Annotated in this window: 13 protein-coding genes; 4 read left to right on the forward strand and 9 right to left on the reverse strand. The window is 36.8% G+C overall.

Annotated elements, in window-relative coordinates:
- Window positions 1-21 precede the first annotated feature (21 nt).
- The 3 genes from A1704_RS23040 to A1704_RS23050 are packed head-to-tail and all read right to left on the reverse strand — an operon-like array spanning window position 22 to window position 3,996.
- Window positions 22-1,611, reverse strand: a complete 1,590-nt coding sequence (locus A1704_RS23040; protein ID WP_062676340.1) for an efflux MFS transporter permease — start codon at window positions 1,609-1,611, stop codon at window positions 22-24.
- Window positions 1,612-2,670: an HlyD family secretion protein gene (locus tag A1704_RS23045; protein WP_062676341.1), complete on the reverse strand. Its 1,059-nt coding sequence runs from the start codon at window positions 2,668-2,670 to the stop codon at window positions 1,612-1,614.
- Window positions 2,671-2,673: 3 nt separating this feature from the next.
- Window positions 2,674-3,996, reverse strand: a complete 1,323-nt coding sequence (locus A1704_RS23050; RefSeq protein WP_062676342.1) for a TolC family protein — start codon at window positions 3,994-3,996, stop codon at window positions 2,674-2,676.
- A 129-nt stretch (window positions 3,997-4,125) separates the two neighbouring features.
- Here A1704_RS23050 and A1704_RS23055 point away from each other — a divergent pair, with 129 nt between their 5' ends.
- Window positions 4,126-4,917: an AraC family transcriptional regulator gene (locus tag A1704_RS23055; protein ID WP_062676471.1), complete on the forward strand. Its 792-nt coding sequence runs from the start codon at window positions 4,126-4,128 to the stop codon at window positions 4,915-4,917.
- 273 nt (window positions 4,918-5,190) lie between these two features.
- Here the strand turns inward: A1704_RS23055 and A1704_RS23060 are convergent, their stop codons facing one another.
- Together A1704_RS23060 and A1704_RS24625 are read right to left on the reverse strand one after the other, a co-directional pair.
- The gene (locus tag A1704_RS23060) at window positions 5,191-6,498 is read right to left on the reverse strand and encodes a hypothetical protein (protein WP_131797564.1); all 1,308 of its coding nucleotides are present in this window, start codon (window positions 6,496-6,498) and stop codon (window positions 5,191-5,193) included.
- Window positions 6,499-6,958: 460 nt separating this feature from the next.
- A complete protein-coding gene (locus A1704_RS24625) occupies window positions 6,959-7,114 on the reverse strand; it encodes a hypothetical protein (RefSeq protein WP_157885800.1) in 156 nt (51 codons plus the stop codon).
- A gap of 251 nt (window positions 7,115-7,365) precedes the next feature.
- Here A1704_RS24625 and A1704_RS23070 point away from each other — a divergent pair, with 251 nt between their 5' ends.
- Window positions 7,366-8,763 (forward strand): hypothetical protein, encoded by a 1,398-nt coding sequence (locus A1704_RS23070; RefSeq protein WP_062676345.1) that lies wholly within the window; start codon window positions 7,366-7,368, stop codon window positions 8,761-8,763.
- A gap of 126 nt (window positions 8,764-8,889) precedes the next feature.
- On the opposite strand, the gene A1704_RS23075 is transcribed toward A1704_RS23070, so the two are convergent.
- Window positions 8,890-9,585, reverse strand: a complete 696-nt coding sequence (locus tag A1704_RS23075; protein WP_062676346.1) for a VIT1/CCC1 transporter family protein — start codon at window positions 9,583-9,585, stop codon at window positions 8,890-8,892.
- A 184-nt stretch (window positions 9,586-9,769) separates the two neighbouring features.
- Between A1704_RS23075 and lgt the strand changes: the two genes are divergently transcribed.
- A complete protein-coding gene (lgt, locus tag A1704_RS23080; protein WP_062676347.1) occupies window positions 9,770-10,606 on the forward strand; it encodes a prolipoprotein diacylglyceryl transferase in 837 nt (278 codons plus the stop codon).
- Between the two features lie 82 nt (window positions 10,607-10,688).
- Here lgt and A1704_RS23085 read toward each other — a convergent pair whose 3' ends face one another.
- Window positions 10,689-11,444 (reverse strand): SDR family oxidoreductase, encoded by a 756-nt coding sequence (locus tag A1704_RS23085; RefSeq protein ID WP_062676348.1) that lies wholly within the window; start codon window positions 11,442-11,444, stop codon window positions 10,689-10,691.
- Between the two features lie 685 nt (window positions 11,445-12,129).
- Between A1704_RS23085 and A1704_RS23090 the strand changes: the two genes are divergently transcribed.
- Window positions 12,130-12,552: a cold shock domain-containing protein gene (locus A1704_RS23090; RefSeq protein WP_047432903.1), complete on the forward strand. Its 423-nt coding sequence runs from the start codon at window positions 12,130-12,132 to the stop codon at window positions 12,550-12,552.
- A gap of 248 nt (window positions 12,553-12,800) precedes the next feature.
- Here the strand turns inward: A1704_RS23090 and A1704_RS23095 are convergent, their stop codons facing one another.
- Both A1704_RS23095 and A1704_RS23100 read right to left on the reverse strand, forming a co-directional pair.
- Window positions 12,801-14,252: a TolC family protein gene (locus A1704_RS23095; protein ID WP_062676349.1), complete on the reverse strand. Its 1,452-nt coding sequence runs from the start codon at window positions 14,250-14,252 to the stop codon at window positions 12,801-12,803.
- Entirely contained in the window at window positions 14,233-17,355 is a 3,123-nt protein-coding gene (locus tag A1704_RS23100; protein ID WP_062676350.1) for an efflux RND transporter permease subunit, read from the reverse strand. The genes A1704_RS23095 and A1704_RS23100 overlap by 20 nt, the downstream gene beginning before the upstream one ends.
- Between the last annotated feature and the right edge of the window lie 10 nt (window positions 17,356-17,365).

Consider the following 17,365-nt stretch of genomic DNA (forward strand, 5'->3'; position numbering starts at 1 on the left):
TATAAGTATTGATTAAAAAGTTTAAGCCGGTGAAAGTCTTCGGGATCTAAGATATACACGAGTCCTATTAACATACGGGAATATTGCAATAAGTACCATAATGATTAATAAGAAAATAGCCATCATCTCATAATAATCCATAGCAAAACGGATCTGTGTTTGCATAGTAAGATTTTTAATAAGTAATTTCTCAGAAGCTTTAGAAGATATTCCCTCCAGCATACCTTTGGTACTAAGTTTTGTATTTTGCTTATGCAAAAAGTTTTTTACCATAGGATCTATTTTTGTTAAATGATCCTGAAAAGCATTATAATGCATACTTTTTCTGAAAAGCTCGAAATAATTTATAATAGCAATACTTACAGCATAACCAAAATACCTTATAGCTAATGCAGCAGCAGCAGCAGATGGACCTAACGAGACTGGTACAGAGGCAATAATATAAACAATTGTGGGTACCATAATAAAACCTACACCCATTCCCTGAAGAAATAATGGTAGAAAATAATTAAATTCATCAGCTTGTATATCAAAAAGATAATACATCCTTACGTGGAAAACAAACAATAAACAAAATCCTAATAACCAAATATTTCTGATTCTTTTTTTCTGCAGAATCATCGCAGCAGAAATAATAACTCCAGCTATTATCCCTAAAATATTAAAAACATTCATGTAAGAGAGGTAAAAAGGATCAAACTTCAATACTCCCGTGAAATAGCTATTGGTAATACCTGACGCAAACCGACAGATATACATAACAAAAAGCACAACTAAACCTACTTTACAATTTCGATAAGAAAAAATACGTAAATTGATATAGGGTCGCTTCAATGATTTCTGACGAAATATAGAAATAATTAACAGAATTATTATAGCTAATACACTACCGGAAATCCTGACATCATCAAGCCAATAGTACTCTTGTCCAAATATGGTAATATAACCTATAAGTGACAGAATAGCACTGTACATTACAAAGCTTTGCCAATCCAATTTGTATAAAGGAAATTTAACGTGTAACCGAAAAGAATTCATTCCTGTTATTATAAACAGTAAACCCGGAAAGAAGGAGAATATTGCAGACTTAAAAACGATGTTAAAGTTGTAAGAATCTATTAATTCCGCGGTAACCAAATTGTTGAAAGGCAAAGCACAGAGCAAAGTTCCAAAAAATACTGAAAAACCAATTTCTCTCGCACGTTCACTTTTCAACCTTGTAAACATTAAAGATAAAGAGATATTCACATTGGATGCAAACAACATTCCTTGTATAAACCTTACGGGAAATAATATATAAACATCTTTTGTAATGTAACATACCAAACAAGCAAGCATTTGCAGAGTAGTAAAAATTATAAAATATTCTTTCGCAGCTAGAAAAGTAAAGAACCTTCTTTCCAGAGAATAAAATCCTACGTATCCGGCGTAAAAAAGAGCTACTGCAAACTGCATATCTGCGGGTTCACTTCCATAATAGCCTGCTGCTGCATTGATGTTAGCTAGAGGAAGAAAGAAAATCACAATTCCAGGTAGGGTCATACTGAAAAGTACTATTTTCACCATCCAGTCAGGAATCCAAGATTTAAATATTGGGATTGCTGTCTTCATTTAACTATGCTTTTTAGACGCGAATACGTTAACATTCATACCTACCTTTAAAACATCTATTTCTTTCCTCGAACCATCTACTCGTATTCTTATGGGTATACGTTGAACAATTTTAACATAATTACCTGTAGAGTTATCAGGTGGGAGTAACGAGAAACTAGAACCCGTAGCAGGTGAAAGAGAAATAATAGTTCCTTTAAACTCTTTATTAGGATATGCATCTGCGATAATTTTTACTTCATCACCTATTCTCATATCTTTAATTTGAGTTTCTTTATAGTTTGCAACGACCCATTTATCTGTATCGTCATTTACAATAAAAGCAAGAGTTTCTCCTGCATCAATCATTTGACCCACTTCAACTGTACGTCTTCCCATTCTGCCATTATAAGGAGCTGTAATATACGTATAAGTAACATCTAATTTATGTCTATTTAGCAATGATTTCAACCTTTGAATTTCAGCTTTTACAACATTTCTTTCTGCGCGAATATCTTCTATTTTTGAAACTGATGCAGCGTAGTTTTCTTGAGATGATCTATATTCACTTTTATCTACATCAAGTTGTGCCTGAACTTTTTCGACTTGTTGTTTAGTAGCAGATTCTTCATTATATAGTTTCAGATATCTATCATAATCCAATCCTTGTTTCCATACCTTCGCTTTATTTGCAGCAATCTGTGCTTGAGAAGAAGAAGCTTCATTTTCCAATGTATTAATTGTACTTCCTAAAACGACAAGCTGAGCCTCAGCTTTTGCAAGAGATGCTTGCGTTTGTTCTTGTTGAAGAACATATTCTCTATTATCAATCACCAAAATTGTGTCTCCCTTTTTTACGTTTTGATTTTCTTCAAACTTAACATCAACTATAAAGCCTCCAGCCCTAGAAATAACAGGATTAACATACTCTTGTATTTGTGCATCATTTGTTTGCTCATATTTATAATAATCCATTAAGGATCCTCCCCCCCAAACTATAAGCCCCAAAAGAATTAAACTTGCAATCCACCCTGTAATTTTAGTAACAAATCTATCAGTTACCGTATATTTTTTTTTCATGATTTATAAAATACCTATAATGTTTTGTAGTAAGTAATATTTGTTCTGTGCCATTATTTTTGCTGCTTCAAGCTCGAACTTTGTCTGTAGAAGCTGTACATCTGCATCTAACAAATCTGTAATTAAAGAAGTCTGATTAAAGTAAGTATTTTTAATAATTCTTGCATTTTCTTTCGCATGAGCCTGATTAGCCTCAGCAACTTTTATCTGTTCTAAAGCCTCCTGATACCTCAGGTAAGCTTCTTTTACTTGTTGTCTTACCTTATCTTCGGTATTTTTATAACTTTCTTCTTCTTTTTCAAACTCTATTTTGGCAGCTCTTACCTTATGGGTATTATGATAAAAAGATGATAAATTGAAAGATGCTCTTAACCCTATTACCCCCAAAGAATACCAATATGGATTGTAAGGAAATAAGAAAATTTGTGGATTTGCATAATAAAATTCTCCATACATTCCAATTTTGGGTCTTACATTAGCTTTAATTTGATCTATTTTTATTTTACTGAGCTCTGTTTTGTGTTCTGAAATGTGATAATCAAATGAATGTTCTAAGGCCGTTTTTAAATATTCTTCGTAGGAGGTGGTATTGTTCCAAATGTAAGCCGGTTCGTCTGGAACTACAATTTGTTCGTCAGGAGCTCCCATAATAATATTCAGTTTTTGAGTAGCAATAAGAATATCATTTTCTATCGTAATTAATGCCATTTCACGTCTGGAGAGCTCAAGCTCTATTCTCAAAACGTCACTCTTTAGTACAACACCGTTTTTTAATAAGCTACGTATTTCTTTCAGCTGTTTTTTTTGGTCTTCAATATCCTCTTTTATAAGTTTTCTGAAAATTAATATTTTTTGTAAGTCTAAATACAAAGCAGCCGTCTTGTAGTGAATATCAGAAACAGTTTGCTCTCTGTTAATTTCAGAAATCTCGTGAAGTATTTTTTCTTCTTTAATTTGTAGATTAAGTTTATTTCCATTATAGAGATTAAGATAAAAATCAGCACCTGCTCTGTAGAGTGTATGTATTACTTCATGTTGACTTGGTTTTGAAAATAAGCCATTTTCATAAATCGGTATATTGCTTGCTTTTTCTGCACTTCCTTTTATCTGCACTTCGGGAAGCCGCTCCGCTCTAAGATCTTTTACTTCTTCAGCAGAAATACCCACTTCCAAATGTTTTATTTTAATATCGCGACTGTGTTCCTCTGCTTTGTTCCAAGCGTCTTTTAGTGAGAGTTTTAATGTGTCTGCATTCCAAACAGAACTCTGGGCCCAAGTCGAAAAAGTTATTCCAAACATTAGAAATCCAGTGAGATAATTTTTCATTGAAAATTTTAGAATCATTGTATTGCAAATCTACATCCTTTACATAAAAAAAATTTATCGACAATAGTCATTCTTTTCATGATTCCGGCCAAATTCATTATCTTTGTTTTCAATAAATACAACATTAGTATGGGATTAATTAATTCACTACCAGATATTGATAAGAACGATAAAAGTGTATTTGTAATGCATGAAAAATCTGAAAAATTGATCCCGGTTCATAGACATACCAAAGGACAACTTAGTTATGTTGAAGGAGGTATCGCTTATATTACTATAAATAATCGGACATATGTTGTTCCCGCAAGACATTTCTTCTGGATTCCGCAGGGTTTGGAACATATTTTACAAATTGGTCATTCTGCAACAGTATTACGATCATTATATTTCTTTGCTCATGACGATTTGTCTGATCCTTTTTTCAGTCGTCTTGGTATTTATCCTGCCACAGAACTTTTAATACAAATGATCAAGTATACTGAAATATGGGATGAGAGACATGTAATATCTACTGATGAAAATTTTGAATTTTTAGTAGCATTAAAAAAAATTCTACCCAAAACCCATCAACAACCCTTGCCCATTATTCTTCCTGCCACCAAAAACAAGATGACTAGGAATATTGTTTCTTATCTTGAATGTACAATAGAAGAAAAACACAGTCTTGCTAGTATAAGTAAAAAATTTGGATTGAGTGAACGCTCTCTATCGCGTCTTTTTAAAACAGATTTGGATATTTCTTTTCTCCAATACTTAAAAACTTTAAGAATTATTAAGGCCATTGAACTTCTTCTTAATACAAATAAGTCCATTAATGAAATTGCATATAACGTGGGTTATAATTCTGTAAGCTCATTTAGTGATACTTTCCGCGAATTTACCAGATCGAGACCTTCAGATTTAAGGAAATTAAATAATTGAAATACTATACCTGAAAAATATTCAAAAATAAAAATATTTCAACGGACAGTACCCTGCAAATAATTAAATTTTAATAAGACATTTTTAGCATACTCAATATATTAACTAATTCTTCTTTTTTTGGGAGTATTTTCCAGGTAATATTTCAGAAATTCTTTCCAAATCTTCCACCAAATGTTTCGATATTTCTTCGGTTATGGGTACAAAAAACCTCTGAAATCATTTGATTTTCAGAGGTTTTTATTTATATATTATACTCAATAAAATACTGCACTAAGTACCATAATATACAATAGTCATTGATCCCTGAGTTATTCTAAAAGTTCTGGTATAAAGTCCTGTAACCTTAACAACATCTCCAACATTAAAAAACTGTGTTCCCGCCAGATTATGCCCTACATCTGTTGTTCCATCCCCATGCCCCGAAAGACTATATGTAAACGCAGTACCGTTTTTAAAGAGCTCTGTTTTAGCAGATCCTCCTGTTGGGGAGTTCATGGAGATGTCATATTTTACAAAAACTGAAAAATTATAATATCCTGCTTTATTTATGGTAAAATTGCCACTACTATAGGTTACATTGGCGGTATTATTTTTATTAATCGTAAAAGCTACTAAATAAGGAGTATTTGCTGTCTGATTAGCAGATGTATTAGCAAAACCTACTGTAGCAATAGTAGGGATATTCAGGTTGCTTCCATCTACCAGATAGCCGTTAGCATCAGTCCCTAGTACCCCGATATCTTTGTATTTCTCAAGACGAACCGTTCCGTCATCTGCCACCTGTAATAATTCTTTATTCGTATTATCATTAATCTCCAGGGCTTTGGTTGCACTAGTAGTCCCTTTACTAAGAACATCAAGCGTTGCGCTTGGAGTAGGCGTCCCAACCCCTACACTCCCGGTGGAAGTGGCAGTCATTCTTACCGTATTGTTGGTAATCAGGCTCAGATCATTTGCTGTAGTGGTTCCCAAATAACCTGACCCACTTCCAATGTACGTTTTCAGGTTGATTGTACCATTGGTGTGATTCAATCCGAAAGAGCCATCAGGTGTACTGATCGTCAATTTGGTATCCGGTGAAGATGTACCCACACCAACGCGGTTGTTAGCGGCATCTACTGAAAAGGTTGTGTTATCTACTGAAAAAGCATTGGTAGCTGTTCCGGTAAATGCTAATGTATTACCTGCCTGCGAAACGGTACGGTTACCGGTAAGGGTACCATCCGCATTGTAAATATTAGCAGCTATTGAATTGGTTGGATTATGAAGTTTTACCCACGCTGTTCCATTATAATAATAGTAACCAACAGTATCAATATTGATAGCATTTCCCGTTTGTGATCCGGTAGCAATACTGTTTACGTACACTAAGGTTGAAACAGGAACTCCAGTCATACTCTGGGCTCTCTGCCGATCTAAACGGGTAATTAAAACACCATCCACATTGGTAGAAACACCTGTAGCATTCTTGGCAGTAATATCAAATGTAGCAGCAGGAGTGGTCGTGTTAACACCTACTTGCGAATACATTTTACAAAAAGTAAATAATAAAGCCAAGGGTAGTAATTTTTTTCTCATAAAATTGGTTTTAAATGATTCGTAACCAAAATTAAGTACAAACCAACATTCAGATTAAAATTACCAATACATCACAAATACATCAAGAGCATATCGAACATACATCACTACACATAAACACCTGTAAATCAAAAGACAAAAACCTTCACATTTAAATATTTCAACAATTAATGATTTACTAACAATTAACCATATCCTAGTAAAAATTTATGTTACATTTACTCCAAAAAGCTTTCTTACTAAAGCTGTAATTCCCATCGCACAATTCCCCAGAAACAAATCCTCAATACCGCTATTGTAATACCGGAACCACCGACTCTGCCAGAAACTATCCCTAAAAACATTAAAAATATAATTGAAAATCCATACTATAAATACACCATTTTTTAAGAGAAGCCCAAAGAGAAACAGTAAACAGCAATAAGACTTTTATAAAAACAAGTTATTAACATAAAGCTGGTTAAAATTTAAATTCTTCAATTTCTAATTCATAATAAGTATATCCTGCTATATCAGGCTGTAATTTTGATTTTCTAACCTTGCCGCTCACCATTACTTCTGTATTTTCACGGGAAGCTTGAAGGTGGGTTACAAATATAATATACTGATACTTCATTAACAGTTCCCGGAGTGTGAATATTAACGAAGGATGTTCGGGAACTGAAAGCTCATATTCCAACACAAATACACGCCATCCTTACAAAAAAAACTACTTCAGCTGGCATTTTTTCATACAATGCAGTATTTATACGTAATCATAAGACCTAAAATAAAAATAAATTTGTGGCTTAGTTCATCATTTTTTATTAAAATCATTTATTTTAAAATACAAACACCAACAAAATAAAAACTAAAATAAACTTAAATATGAAAATTAAACGTTTTTATTCTCTGATCACGTTATGCAGTACAATCGTAATTACACATGCACAGGTAGGGATTAACACCGCCAACCCACAGGCAACTTTAGATGTTGTAGGAAGTACAAACACCAATATGAGGGATGGTATTCTTCCTCCCAGAGTTTCCAAGCAACAATTAGCATCAAAAGACTTCGGAACTTATGGTATTGATCAGAAAGGGGCTATTGTTTATATCACAGACGTTACTTCACCCACCGGTACGACGCCGAGTATAGCAGAAGTTGGCAGCATTGACAGCATCGGATATTATTATTTTACCGGATTTCAATGGGTTCCTTTTGCCATGAATCTTTACAATACAGACGGAAGTCTTTCAGGTAACAGAGTTGTGACTCAAAACTCCAATACTCTGACATTTACAACCACCGCCAACAATGGCTTCTCTATTGACGGTACTACATTCTCTGTAGATGGAGCCAATCACAGAGTCGGATTGGGAACAAGCTCTCCTGAAACAAGATTCCATGTAGTGTCCACCACTCCAGTTTCAAACCGATACAATCTGATTGATGCTACTGCAGGAACCAACCAATACGGAATTGTTACTTTAAGAAACACTTCTGCTTTGGCCGCAGGAAATTTTTCATTGCTTGGTTTTACCAATAACGGACCTTCTTCAGGAGGCGGAAACTGGGCATTAGGATCTGTAAGAACGGGTTCAACACTCACCAATGGTTCGGAAGAAGATTTTTACATTGGAAATTCTACCGGAGGCGGTTTGATTGAAAGAATGAGAATCAATCCCATATCAGGAAATGTAGGAATCGGAACATCTTCAGCAACCAATAAACTCCACATTAATGCTACTAACCCAATAAGACTGGAAGGGTTACAGACTTCTTCAGGAACTGCGGGAAGCTTAACCGTGAACAGTACAGGTGTTGTACAATTACAAAACTCATCAAGCATCAGCGCTGCAAGAGGTACCGGAATAGTAGTCATTACAACAAACAATACTTTTGTAAATACAGCAACATCAGCAAAAACTTTTGATAATCTCAGTGAAATGACGGGTAATACTTTTACTGCTTCTGCAACAGGATTATATAAGGTTGATTTTGTAATTAATTATCCTCAAAGAGGAGCAACAGAAGATGGTGGAGACGGGTATTTAGGATATGCCCAGATTAGTCTGAACGGGATTCAGCAGTCATTTACCAATACTAAAGTTTCCCTGCCTGAAGCATCCGGAGCACCCTCATTTGTTACGTGCACAAATACTACATTACTAAAAATGAATGCAGGTCAGGTTCTTTCATTTCAGGCACTTACTTTCGGATCAACACCCAATTCAACCAATATTATAGCTCCGTTTACAATCAACGTCGTTCGTATTGATTAATCCATTGAAAAAAGGTAAAAGTTCCCATTTACCTTTTCAGGCAAAATTCTATCAACACAAATAGAAAAAGACCACTTGCAAAACACAGGTGGTCATATTTTTATTTAAATAATCTGTTTTTAGTCTTTACGTTACATTGACTCCAAAAATATGCCCCACAAATGCTGTAATTCCCATCGCCACGGTTCCCCAGAAACAAATCCTCAATACAGCTATTTTAATACTGGAACCTCCTGCTCTGGCAGAGATTGCCCCTAAAAGCATTAAAAATATAATTGAAAAGCCATATTGGAAATACACCATTTCTTTAAGAGGAGCCAAAAGAGACACCAAAAATGGCAATAAGGCTCCCACCGCAAATGAGCCGAATGAAGCCATTGCTGCTACCAAAGGTTTAGCCTGCGTTATTTCATTAATTCCGAGTTCATCACGGGCATGTGCTCCCAAAGCATCGTGCTCTGTAAGTTCAATAGCTACCTGCATGGCTGTTTCTTTAGTACAGCCTCTTTTTTCATATACTTTGGCCAATTCTCTGAGCTCTATTTCGGGTATTTCTTCAAGCTCGCGTTTTTCACGGAGTAAATCTGCTTTTTCTGTATCCTCCTGAGAACTTACAGAAACATATTCACCCGCTGCCATAGACATTGCCCCGGCAATCATCCCTGCTAATGCAGCAAGAATAATGATATGACGCTCCGGCTCTGCAGCCGCAACTCCTATAACGATACTTGTAGTAGATAACAAACCGTCATTCGCGCCCAATACCGCTGCACGAAGCCAGCCTACTCTGTTTACATAATGTTTCTCCAGTGGATGATGCATAACTTTTATTTTGGTGGTAGGTTAAAGTTACCCAATATTTCATCAAGAATCATTTTAAATTATATTCATTCTTATAGGGATGGTTTTCTTCCGTGACAGTATGTAATACGCTATAAATCAAAATATACCGTTATAAAGCATCACCATTCTGTTCAGAAAATCCTATTTTCTTATCTTTGCGGCAATGAATTTATTATACATCAACTGGGATATTAATCCCGAAATCGTCAATATCTTAGGACTTCCCATAAAATATTACGGATTATTATTCCTTGCGGGACTTGTTTTATCACTCAATATTTTAAAAAGAATTTATAAAAAAGAAGGTCTCAGCACTCAGGCACATGAGGCTTTATTCTCCTATGCCCTGATCGGAATTCTGGTAGGTGCAAGACTGGGACACTGCCTTTTTTACGATTTTGATTATTATTCACAGCACCCGCTTGAAATCTTTTTACCAATTCAGAAAGGGCCGGATGGAGTCTACCATTTTACAGGATTTGCAGGTCTTGCCAGTCATGGTGGCGGTATAGGTCTGGTCATTATGCTTCTCATCTATGCAAGAAAATACTCTATCCCGTTCATGACGGTTCTGGATGCTATAGCAATTGTACTTCCGTTGGGTGGTACTTTCATCAGACTGGCTAATCTTATGAATTCTGAAATTATAGGAATTCCTACTGATGTTCCATGGGCTTTTATATTCCGTCAGGTGGATGATCTTCCGAGACATCCTGCCCAGCTTTATGAGGCCATCTCTTATTTTATTATTTTCCTTGCGGTGTATTTTACTTATAAGAAGAATATTTTTAAGATCGGAAAAGGATTTTATTTTGGAATCAGTATTCTGCTGATCTTCATTATGAGAATCCTGATTGAGTTTATCAAGGTGGATCAGGTAGAATTTGAGCACGGAATGATTTTGAATATGGGACAGCTACTGAGTATTCCGTTTGTTCTTCTTGGATTATTCTTTATCATCAAAAGTATATTGGAGAAAAGAAAGATTAAAACCACTTAATTTTCTTATTTCTTTTACCATAAAAAAACTCACTGAAAGCTGTTTTTCAGTGAGTTTTTTTTTGAATAGATTTTACAATATGCTATCTTGTTGTGTATCCACCGTTAGCAAATATGGTCTGCCCGGTAATCCACCAGCCTTCTGTTACCAGGAATTCTACCAGCGGAGCGATGTCTTTAATATCGGTAAGACCTCCCAATGCGGATGCAGACTTATGATAAGCGACCGCATCGTCGGTTTCCTGTCCGTAGAAAAAAGGAGTATCCATAGGACCTGGCGCTACTGCCGTTACAGAGATACCTCTTGCTCCAAATTCCTTGGAAGCCGCTCTTGTAAAATGCTCTACCGGTGCTTTTGCTCCTGCATACGTAGAATACAATCCTGTGTACGCTGCCAGCAATGAAGTAACAATCGTACAGATTTTTCCGTGATTGTTTAGTTTTTTACCCGCTTCCTGTAAAAAGAAATACGCAGATTTCGAGTTTACATTGAACATGGTGTCATATTCAGCCTCCGTCGTTTCGGAAAATGGCTTTTTAAGTACCATCCCTACAGTATTGATTGCAATATCAATTCCTCCGAAGCGGGAAATAGTTTCGTCAAAAAACTTCGTGATATGATCTACTTTGGTAAGATCTCCCTGAAATAAAAATGCTTCAGCTCCTAAAGCCTGCACTTCAGCCAGTGTTTTTTCGCTTTCGGCTTTTGAACTTTCGCTGTTGTAATGGATGGCCAGCTTTGCCCCCTTGGATGCAAAATCTCTGCTTAAGAGTCCTCCTAAATTTTTACCTCCTCCGGCAATTAAAACAACTTTTCCTTGTACATTTTGTGTTGACATGTTTTTATATTTAAATGTTAATGAGACAAAGATCAATAATAAAAACCGCCTCAACATGGTGAAATTTTCGGGAATTTCTATTTATTATTTTTAAACCAAAAGAAAAATGTTTATTATTTTATGTAAACAATAGTTTTTAATAGAATGTTATTTACCAACCAGATACGCTTTGGCACATGCCATTTCTGTTAAACACTTTTGTATAATTCACAAACACGCATCAATTTTAGGCATAACATTTGATACCTTCCTCCCGTATCACGCACCACCACTTCATTTTTAATATATTTTTTTATAATCCTCAGGTTTCTGAGGATTTTTTTATACAATTATCACAACTTACTTTACACTCTTCCTACAGATAGAAAGTATCACTTAAAACCATTTCTGATAATCAATCATTTAAATCCTGATTATTCATTTTATTGTTGTATATTTGCATATTATAAACCAAGTCTTTACTTTGTTTTCTGTAACGACCCGAATATTTTTTATTCAGTCTTTGCCTTTTGAGCAGCCATCTTTTTAACTTTTATTCTTCTATTAAAGAACAATACTTGTCGGAATTTTAAAGCTCTGTATGATTGGGATTATCCAGGACAGAAAACATAGCCAGGCTTTATAGGGGTCTAACAGACCAGTTTGAACTCATTAATTTATAGAAACTAAATACTAAAAATAATTTATGGCAGATTCTTTTTCTAAAAAGGAAAATTTCAAGAAAAAAATTCAAAAGCAAAAAGAAAAGGCGCTAAGACGCGAAGAACGTAAAACGAACAACAACAAAGGAGCAGAAGATGTCTTCATGTATGTAGACGAATTCGGAAGATTAACATCTACTCCACCTGAACAAAGACAGGAAGTAAATCTTGATGACATTCAATTGGGTGCTGCACCTATCATTGAGGAAGATCCAAGAAAAACAGGAATTGTTACTTTCCTGAGCGAAAAAGGATATGGTTTCATTACGGAAGATAATTCCAAAGAAAACATTTTCTTCCACAATAACAACTGTGCAGAGCCGGTGAAAAAAGGAAATAAGGTATCTTTTGAAAAAGAGAAATCTCCTAAAGGATTTTCTGCTGTTGAAATTCAGCTTGTTAAATAATATGTACTTATAAAGTGTTTCTGCCCTGAAAGCAGATTCATTTTAAACCATATACAAAGAGACTGCCCGCTGGGACAGTCTCTTTTTTTAGGGACATATAAAAAAAGTTAACTCAACTTATAAAAGTTAGATTGTATGCAAGATCCTGGAATTATTTCAATTATCATTACGGGAATCCGTAGAATCCTATAAAACATAAAAGAAGCTGCCTAAAGAGACAGCTTCCTTCATCGTAAAAAAAGTAAAAATTAATCCAGTTTCCCTCCCAGTGCTTTAAACAGCAGGACGTTATTTCTGGTATTCTGATGCTGAAACTGCAGTAAATCCAGTTCAGCAGTTAATTTGCTCTTCTGAGAATTGATCAGTTCAAAATAATTAGCATATCCTGTGAGATACAGATCGTTGGAAACCTCAACACCACGATCAAGGAAACCTACTTCTTCCGATTTCAGTTTCAGAACACGTTCATAGATCTTGGTCTGTTTCAGAATCGACTGAAGTTCATTAAAAGCTGTTGTGATACTTTTCTGATAGTTTAAAAAAGCGATTTCCTGCTCTTTGCTGGCTACCTTAAATTCATATTTAAGCTGCCCTTTATTGAAAACAGGAACCATTAATCCTCCCAACAGCTGCCCGGCAAGGGAACTTGGTTTGAAAAATGTTTCCACAGAAAAAGAATTCAATCCGAAACCTGCTCCCAGATCAATTTTAGGATAAAAAGCAGCTCTTGCTGCCTTCGCATCAGCCTGAGAAGCTTCCAGAACATAATAATTGGCAGCAACATCCGGTCTGGAATGAATCACATTTTCTACATTAATGGTTTTATTCAAGACTTCCATATTGGTAGGCATCAGTATTTTTCCGCGTTTTACCTCTCCACCGTAGCTTCCTGTTAAAGTAGTGATTGCCTGTTCTACCGTAACAATTTCTACTCTGATATGTTCAATCTCTGCCAGCCAGTTGTTATTCTGAGCTTTGAACTGCTGAACTGCCAATTCCGTGGCTTTTCCCACTTCACGCTGAGCCAGAACAATTTCAAAGGCTCTTTGCTGAAGTTTATAGTTTTTCTGATAAATCGCAAGACGGTTATCTAAAGCAACCAGCTGATAATAGAGATTCGCAATATCCGTGAAAAGCTCTACTTGCAGCAACCTCAATCCTTCCGTTGAAGCAAGATATTTCTTCTGAGCAGCAATCTTTTTATTTTTCAGCTTTCCCCAGGCGTCAATTTCCCAGCTGCTTCTTGCTCCCAGCCAGTAATTTGGAGTAAAATCCCGGTTAATTTTCTGATTTTCCGTAATATTAGGGGAAAGATTGGTATCATAGTTTCCAACGCCTTCCATTGTATATTTTCCGTAGTGGTCACCGGAAGCCTGTACTCCCACTTCAAGAGATGGCAATAGATCCATCTTTGACCTTTGAAGGAAACTGTTGGCAATCTCCACTCTTTGCTGGGCAATCTGAAAATCAGGATTAGCCTGAACTACTTTATCGAAAAGTTCAAGCAGGTTTGGATCTGTAAAATAAGCTTTCAGGTTGATCTGCTGGAATTCATCCGGAGATTTATTTTTATCAGTTTTAAGAATCTCTTCAGGTAATTCCTGAGCTTTTTTCAACTCCGTTACTTTGGGAACAGCACACGAAACCAGGGTCAGTGACGCTATTCCATACAATATATTTCTATGATTTAATCTTTTCATCTTTCTTCTTATTTTCAAGTTTTGCAAAGAATATATACAGTCCCGGAATCACGACCAGTCCGAAGATCGTTCCTATCAGCATTCCTCCTGCTGCTGCCGTACCGATAGAACGGTTACCGATGGCTCCGGCTCCTGATGCAATACATAGAGGAATAAGCCCTGCTACAAATGCAAAAGAAGTCATCAGAATCGGCCTCAGACGTTGCCTTGCGCCTTCAATAGCTGCCGGAACAATATCAAATCCCTGTTTGTTTCTTGCTACCGCAAATTCTACGATCAGGATGGCATTTTTTGCCAGAAGACCGATCAGCATGACTAATGCTACCTGTGCATAAATATTATTATCCAGCCCTGCAGCCACCAATGCAATGTAAGATCCGAAAATTCCTGTCGGAAGACTTAATAATACAGGCATCGGAAGAAGGAAGCTTTCATATTGTGCTGCTAATAAAAGATACACAAATAAAAGACAGATCGCGAAGATATAAACGGTTTGGTTGCCTGATAAGATTTCTTCTCTTGTCATCCCCGACCATTCAATATCGAATCCTCTTGGCAGGGTTTCTTTGGCTACACGTTCTACCGCTTCAATGGCATCTCCGGAACTGTAACCGTCCGCGGGCTCTCCGTTGATCATCGCAGACATATACATATTGTACCTTGTCAGTACTTCAGGGCCATATACCTTCTCAATAGTGATGAAAGTTGAGAAAGGAACCATTTCACCTTTATCATTTTTTAGATATAAATTCAGAATGCTTTCCGGGGTATCTCTGTGTTCCGGACTCGCCTGGACCATTACTTTATACATCTGACTGAAGCGGATAAAGTTCGTGGCATAATAAGATCCCAACATGGTCTGTAGGGTAGACATGGCGTTGTCTACCGATACTCCTTTCTTTGCTGCCATATCATAATCTACATTGATCATGTATTGCGGGAAAGTAGCATCAAAGCTGGTAAAGTTGTTCTGCAGTTCAGGAGCTTCGTTTAATTTCTTAACAAAATCCTTCGTGATCTTATCTGTATTTTCAATCGTTCCTCCGGTTCTGTCCAGCAGACGCAATTCAAAACCGCTGGTATTACCGAACCCCGGAACCGTTGGTGGTGCAAAAATTTCAATCTGTGCATCTGCAATGCTTTTTGTTTTGTCTGAAAGTTCTGAGATCAGATCATTCACTGAAATACTCCTTTCTTTCCAGTCTTTAAGGTTAATCATCGCCATTCCGTAAGAAGAACCTGCAATTTCTGTTACGATGCTGTACCCTGCAAGGGTGGTCACGTTTTCCACTCCTTTGATCTTCTTGGCAATAACGGTAACTTCATCCAGTACTTTTTCTGTTCTTTCTACTGTTGCTCCCTGTGGAGTCGTTACACTTACATACACCATTCCTTGGTCTTCCATTGGAATAAATCCGGTCGGCAGGAATTTGCTGGTCACGAAAGTAAGTCCGACAAATAAAAACAGCAGTCCGAAAGTTACCGTAGTTCTTGTAGCAAATTTTGATAAAATACCTACATAACCATTCGTCAGTCTTTCAAAACCGGTATTGAAGCTCTGGAAAGCCCTGTCGATGATCGTTTTCTTCTTATTGTGGTCATGAGGTTTTAAAATAATAGCACAAAGTGCCGGAGTAAGTGTCAATGCATTCACCCCAGAAATCACGATACTGATGGCCAGCGTTAATGAAAACTGACGGTAAAATACACCCACCGGGCCATCCAGGAAAGCTACAGGAATAAATACAGCAGACATTACGATCGTAATCGCTACTACAGCTCCTGCAATTTCTTTAGTGGCACTGATGGTGGCATCCATCGCATTCATTCCTTCTTCCATTTTCACGTGAACGGCTTCAACGACGACAATGGCATTATCAACCACAATTCCGATGGCCAGAACCAATGCAAACAATGTTAAAAGGTTCACAGAGAAATCCAGCATATTCATGAACGCAAAAGTTCCTACCAATGCTACCGGTACAGCCAGTACAGGAATTAATGTGGAACGCCAGTCCTGAAGGAAGATAAATACTACAATTCCTACCAGAATAAAGGCTTCAATAAGGGTTGTCAGTACTGCACTGATGGAAGCATCCAGGAATCGGGAAACATCATAAGCCATGTTATACTCCATTCCGGGAGGGAAAGAGGTAACTTTTAATTCTTCCATTTTTGCTTTTACGCTTTCGATCACTTCGGAAGCATTGGAACCGGGACGTTGTTTCATCATAATCGACGCAGAAGGTCTTCCGTCTGTTTTGGAAACCATTCCGTAGTTCATGGCTCCGAATTCCACTTTAGCAATGTCTTTAAGCTTTAAAATAGTTCCATCCACGTCAGATCTGATAGGAACTTCTTCATATTGCTTAGGCTCAAAAAACTTTCCCTTATATTTGATTACATACTGAAGCTGACTGGAGGTTTTACCAGAGGTTTCACCTACTTTTCCAGGCGCAGCGGAAATATTCTGTTTTTGCAGGGAAGTGATTACCTCATCTGCTGAAATATTATAAGCTGCCATTTTCTGAGGATCCAGCCATACTCTCATGGAGTACTCTTTCTGCCCCATAATTTCAGCACGCCCTACTCCATCAATACGTTTCAGCTCCTGAAGGACGTTGATATCCGTAAAGTTATAAATGAACTGTTCATCTTGGCTCGGATCTGCACTGGTGATGTTAAGGTACATCAGCATACTGTTCACCTCTTTTTCAGTAGTTACTCCGGCTCTGATTACTTCTTCAGGAAGTTCATCAAGAATAGTCGTTACCCTGTTCTGAACGTTTACTGCAGCCACATCAGGATCTGTTCCTACTTCAAAGAACACCTGAATAAGGGTAAGACCGTCATTTGAGGTTACCGTGGACATGTACGTCATCCCCGGCACTCCATTGATCGCACGTTCCAAAGGCAGCGCTACCGCATTGGCAGACACTTCGGCATTCGCTCCTGTATATTTTGCTGTAACGGTTACTGAAGGCGGTACAATATCGGGAAACTGAGTGATTGGCATTTTCAGCAACGCCATAATTCCCAGCAATACAAATAATATGGAAATAACCAACGAAAGAACCTTTCGTCTTATAAACATTTCTACCATAGTTAGTTGA

This window comes from Chryseobacterium cucumeris, assembly GCF_001593385.1.
Classification (GTDB): Bacteria; Bacteroidota; Bacteroidia; order Flavobacteriales; family Weeksellaceae; genus Chryseobacterium; species Chryseobacterium cucumeris.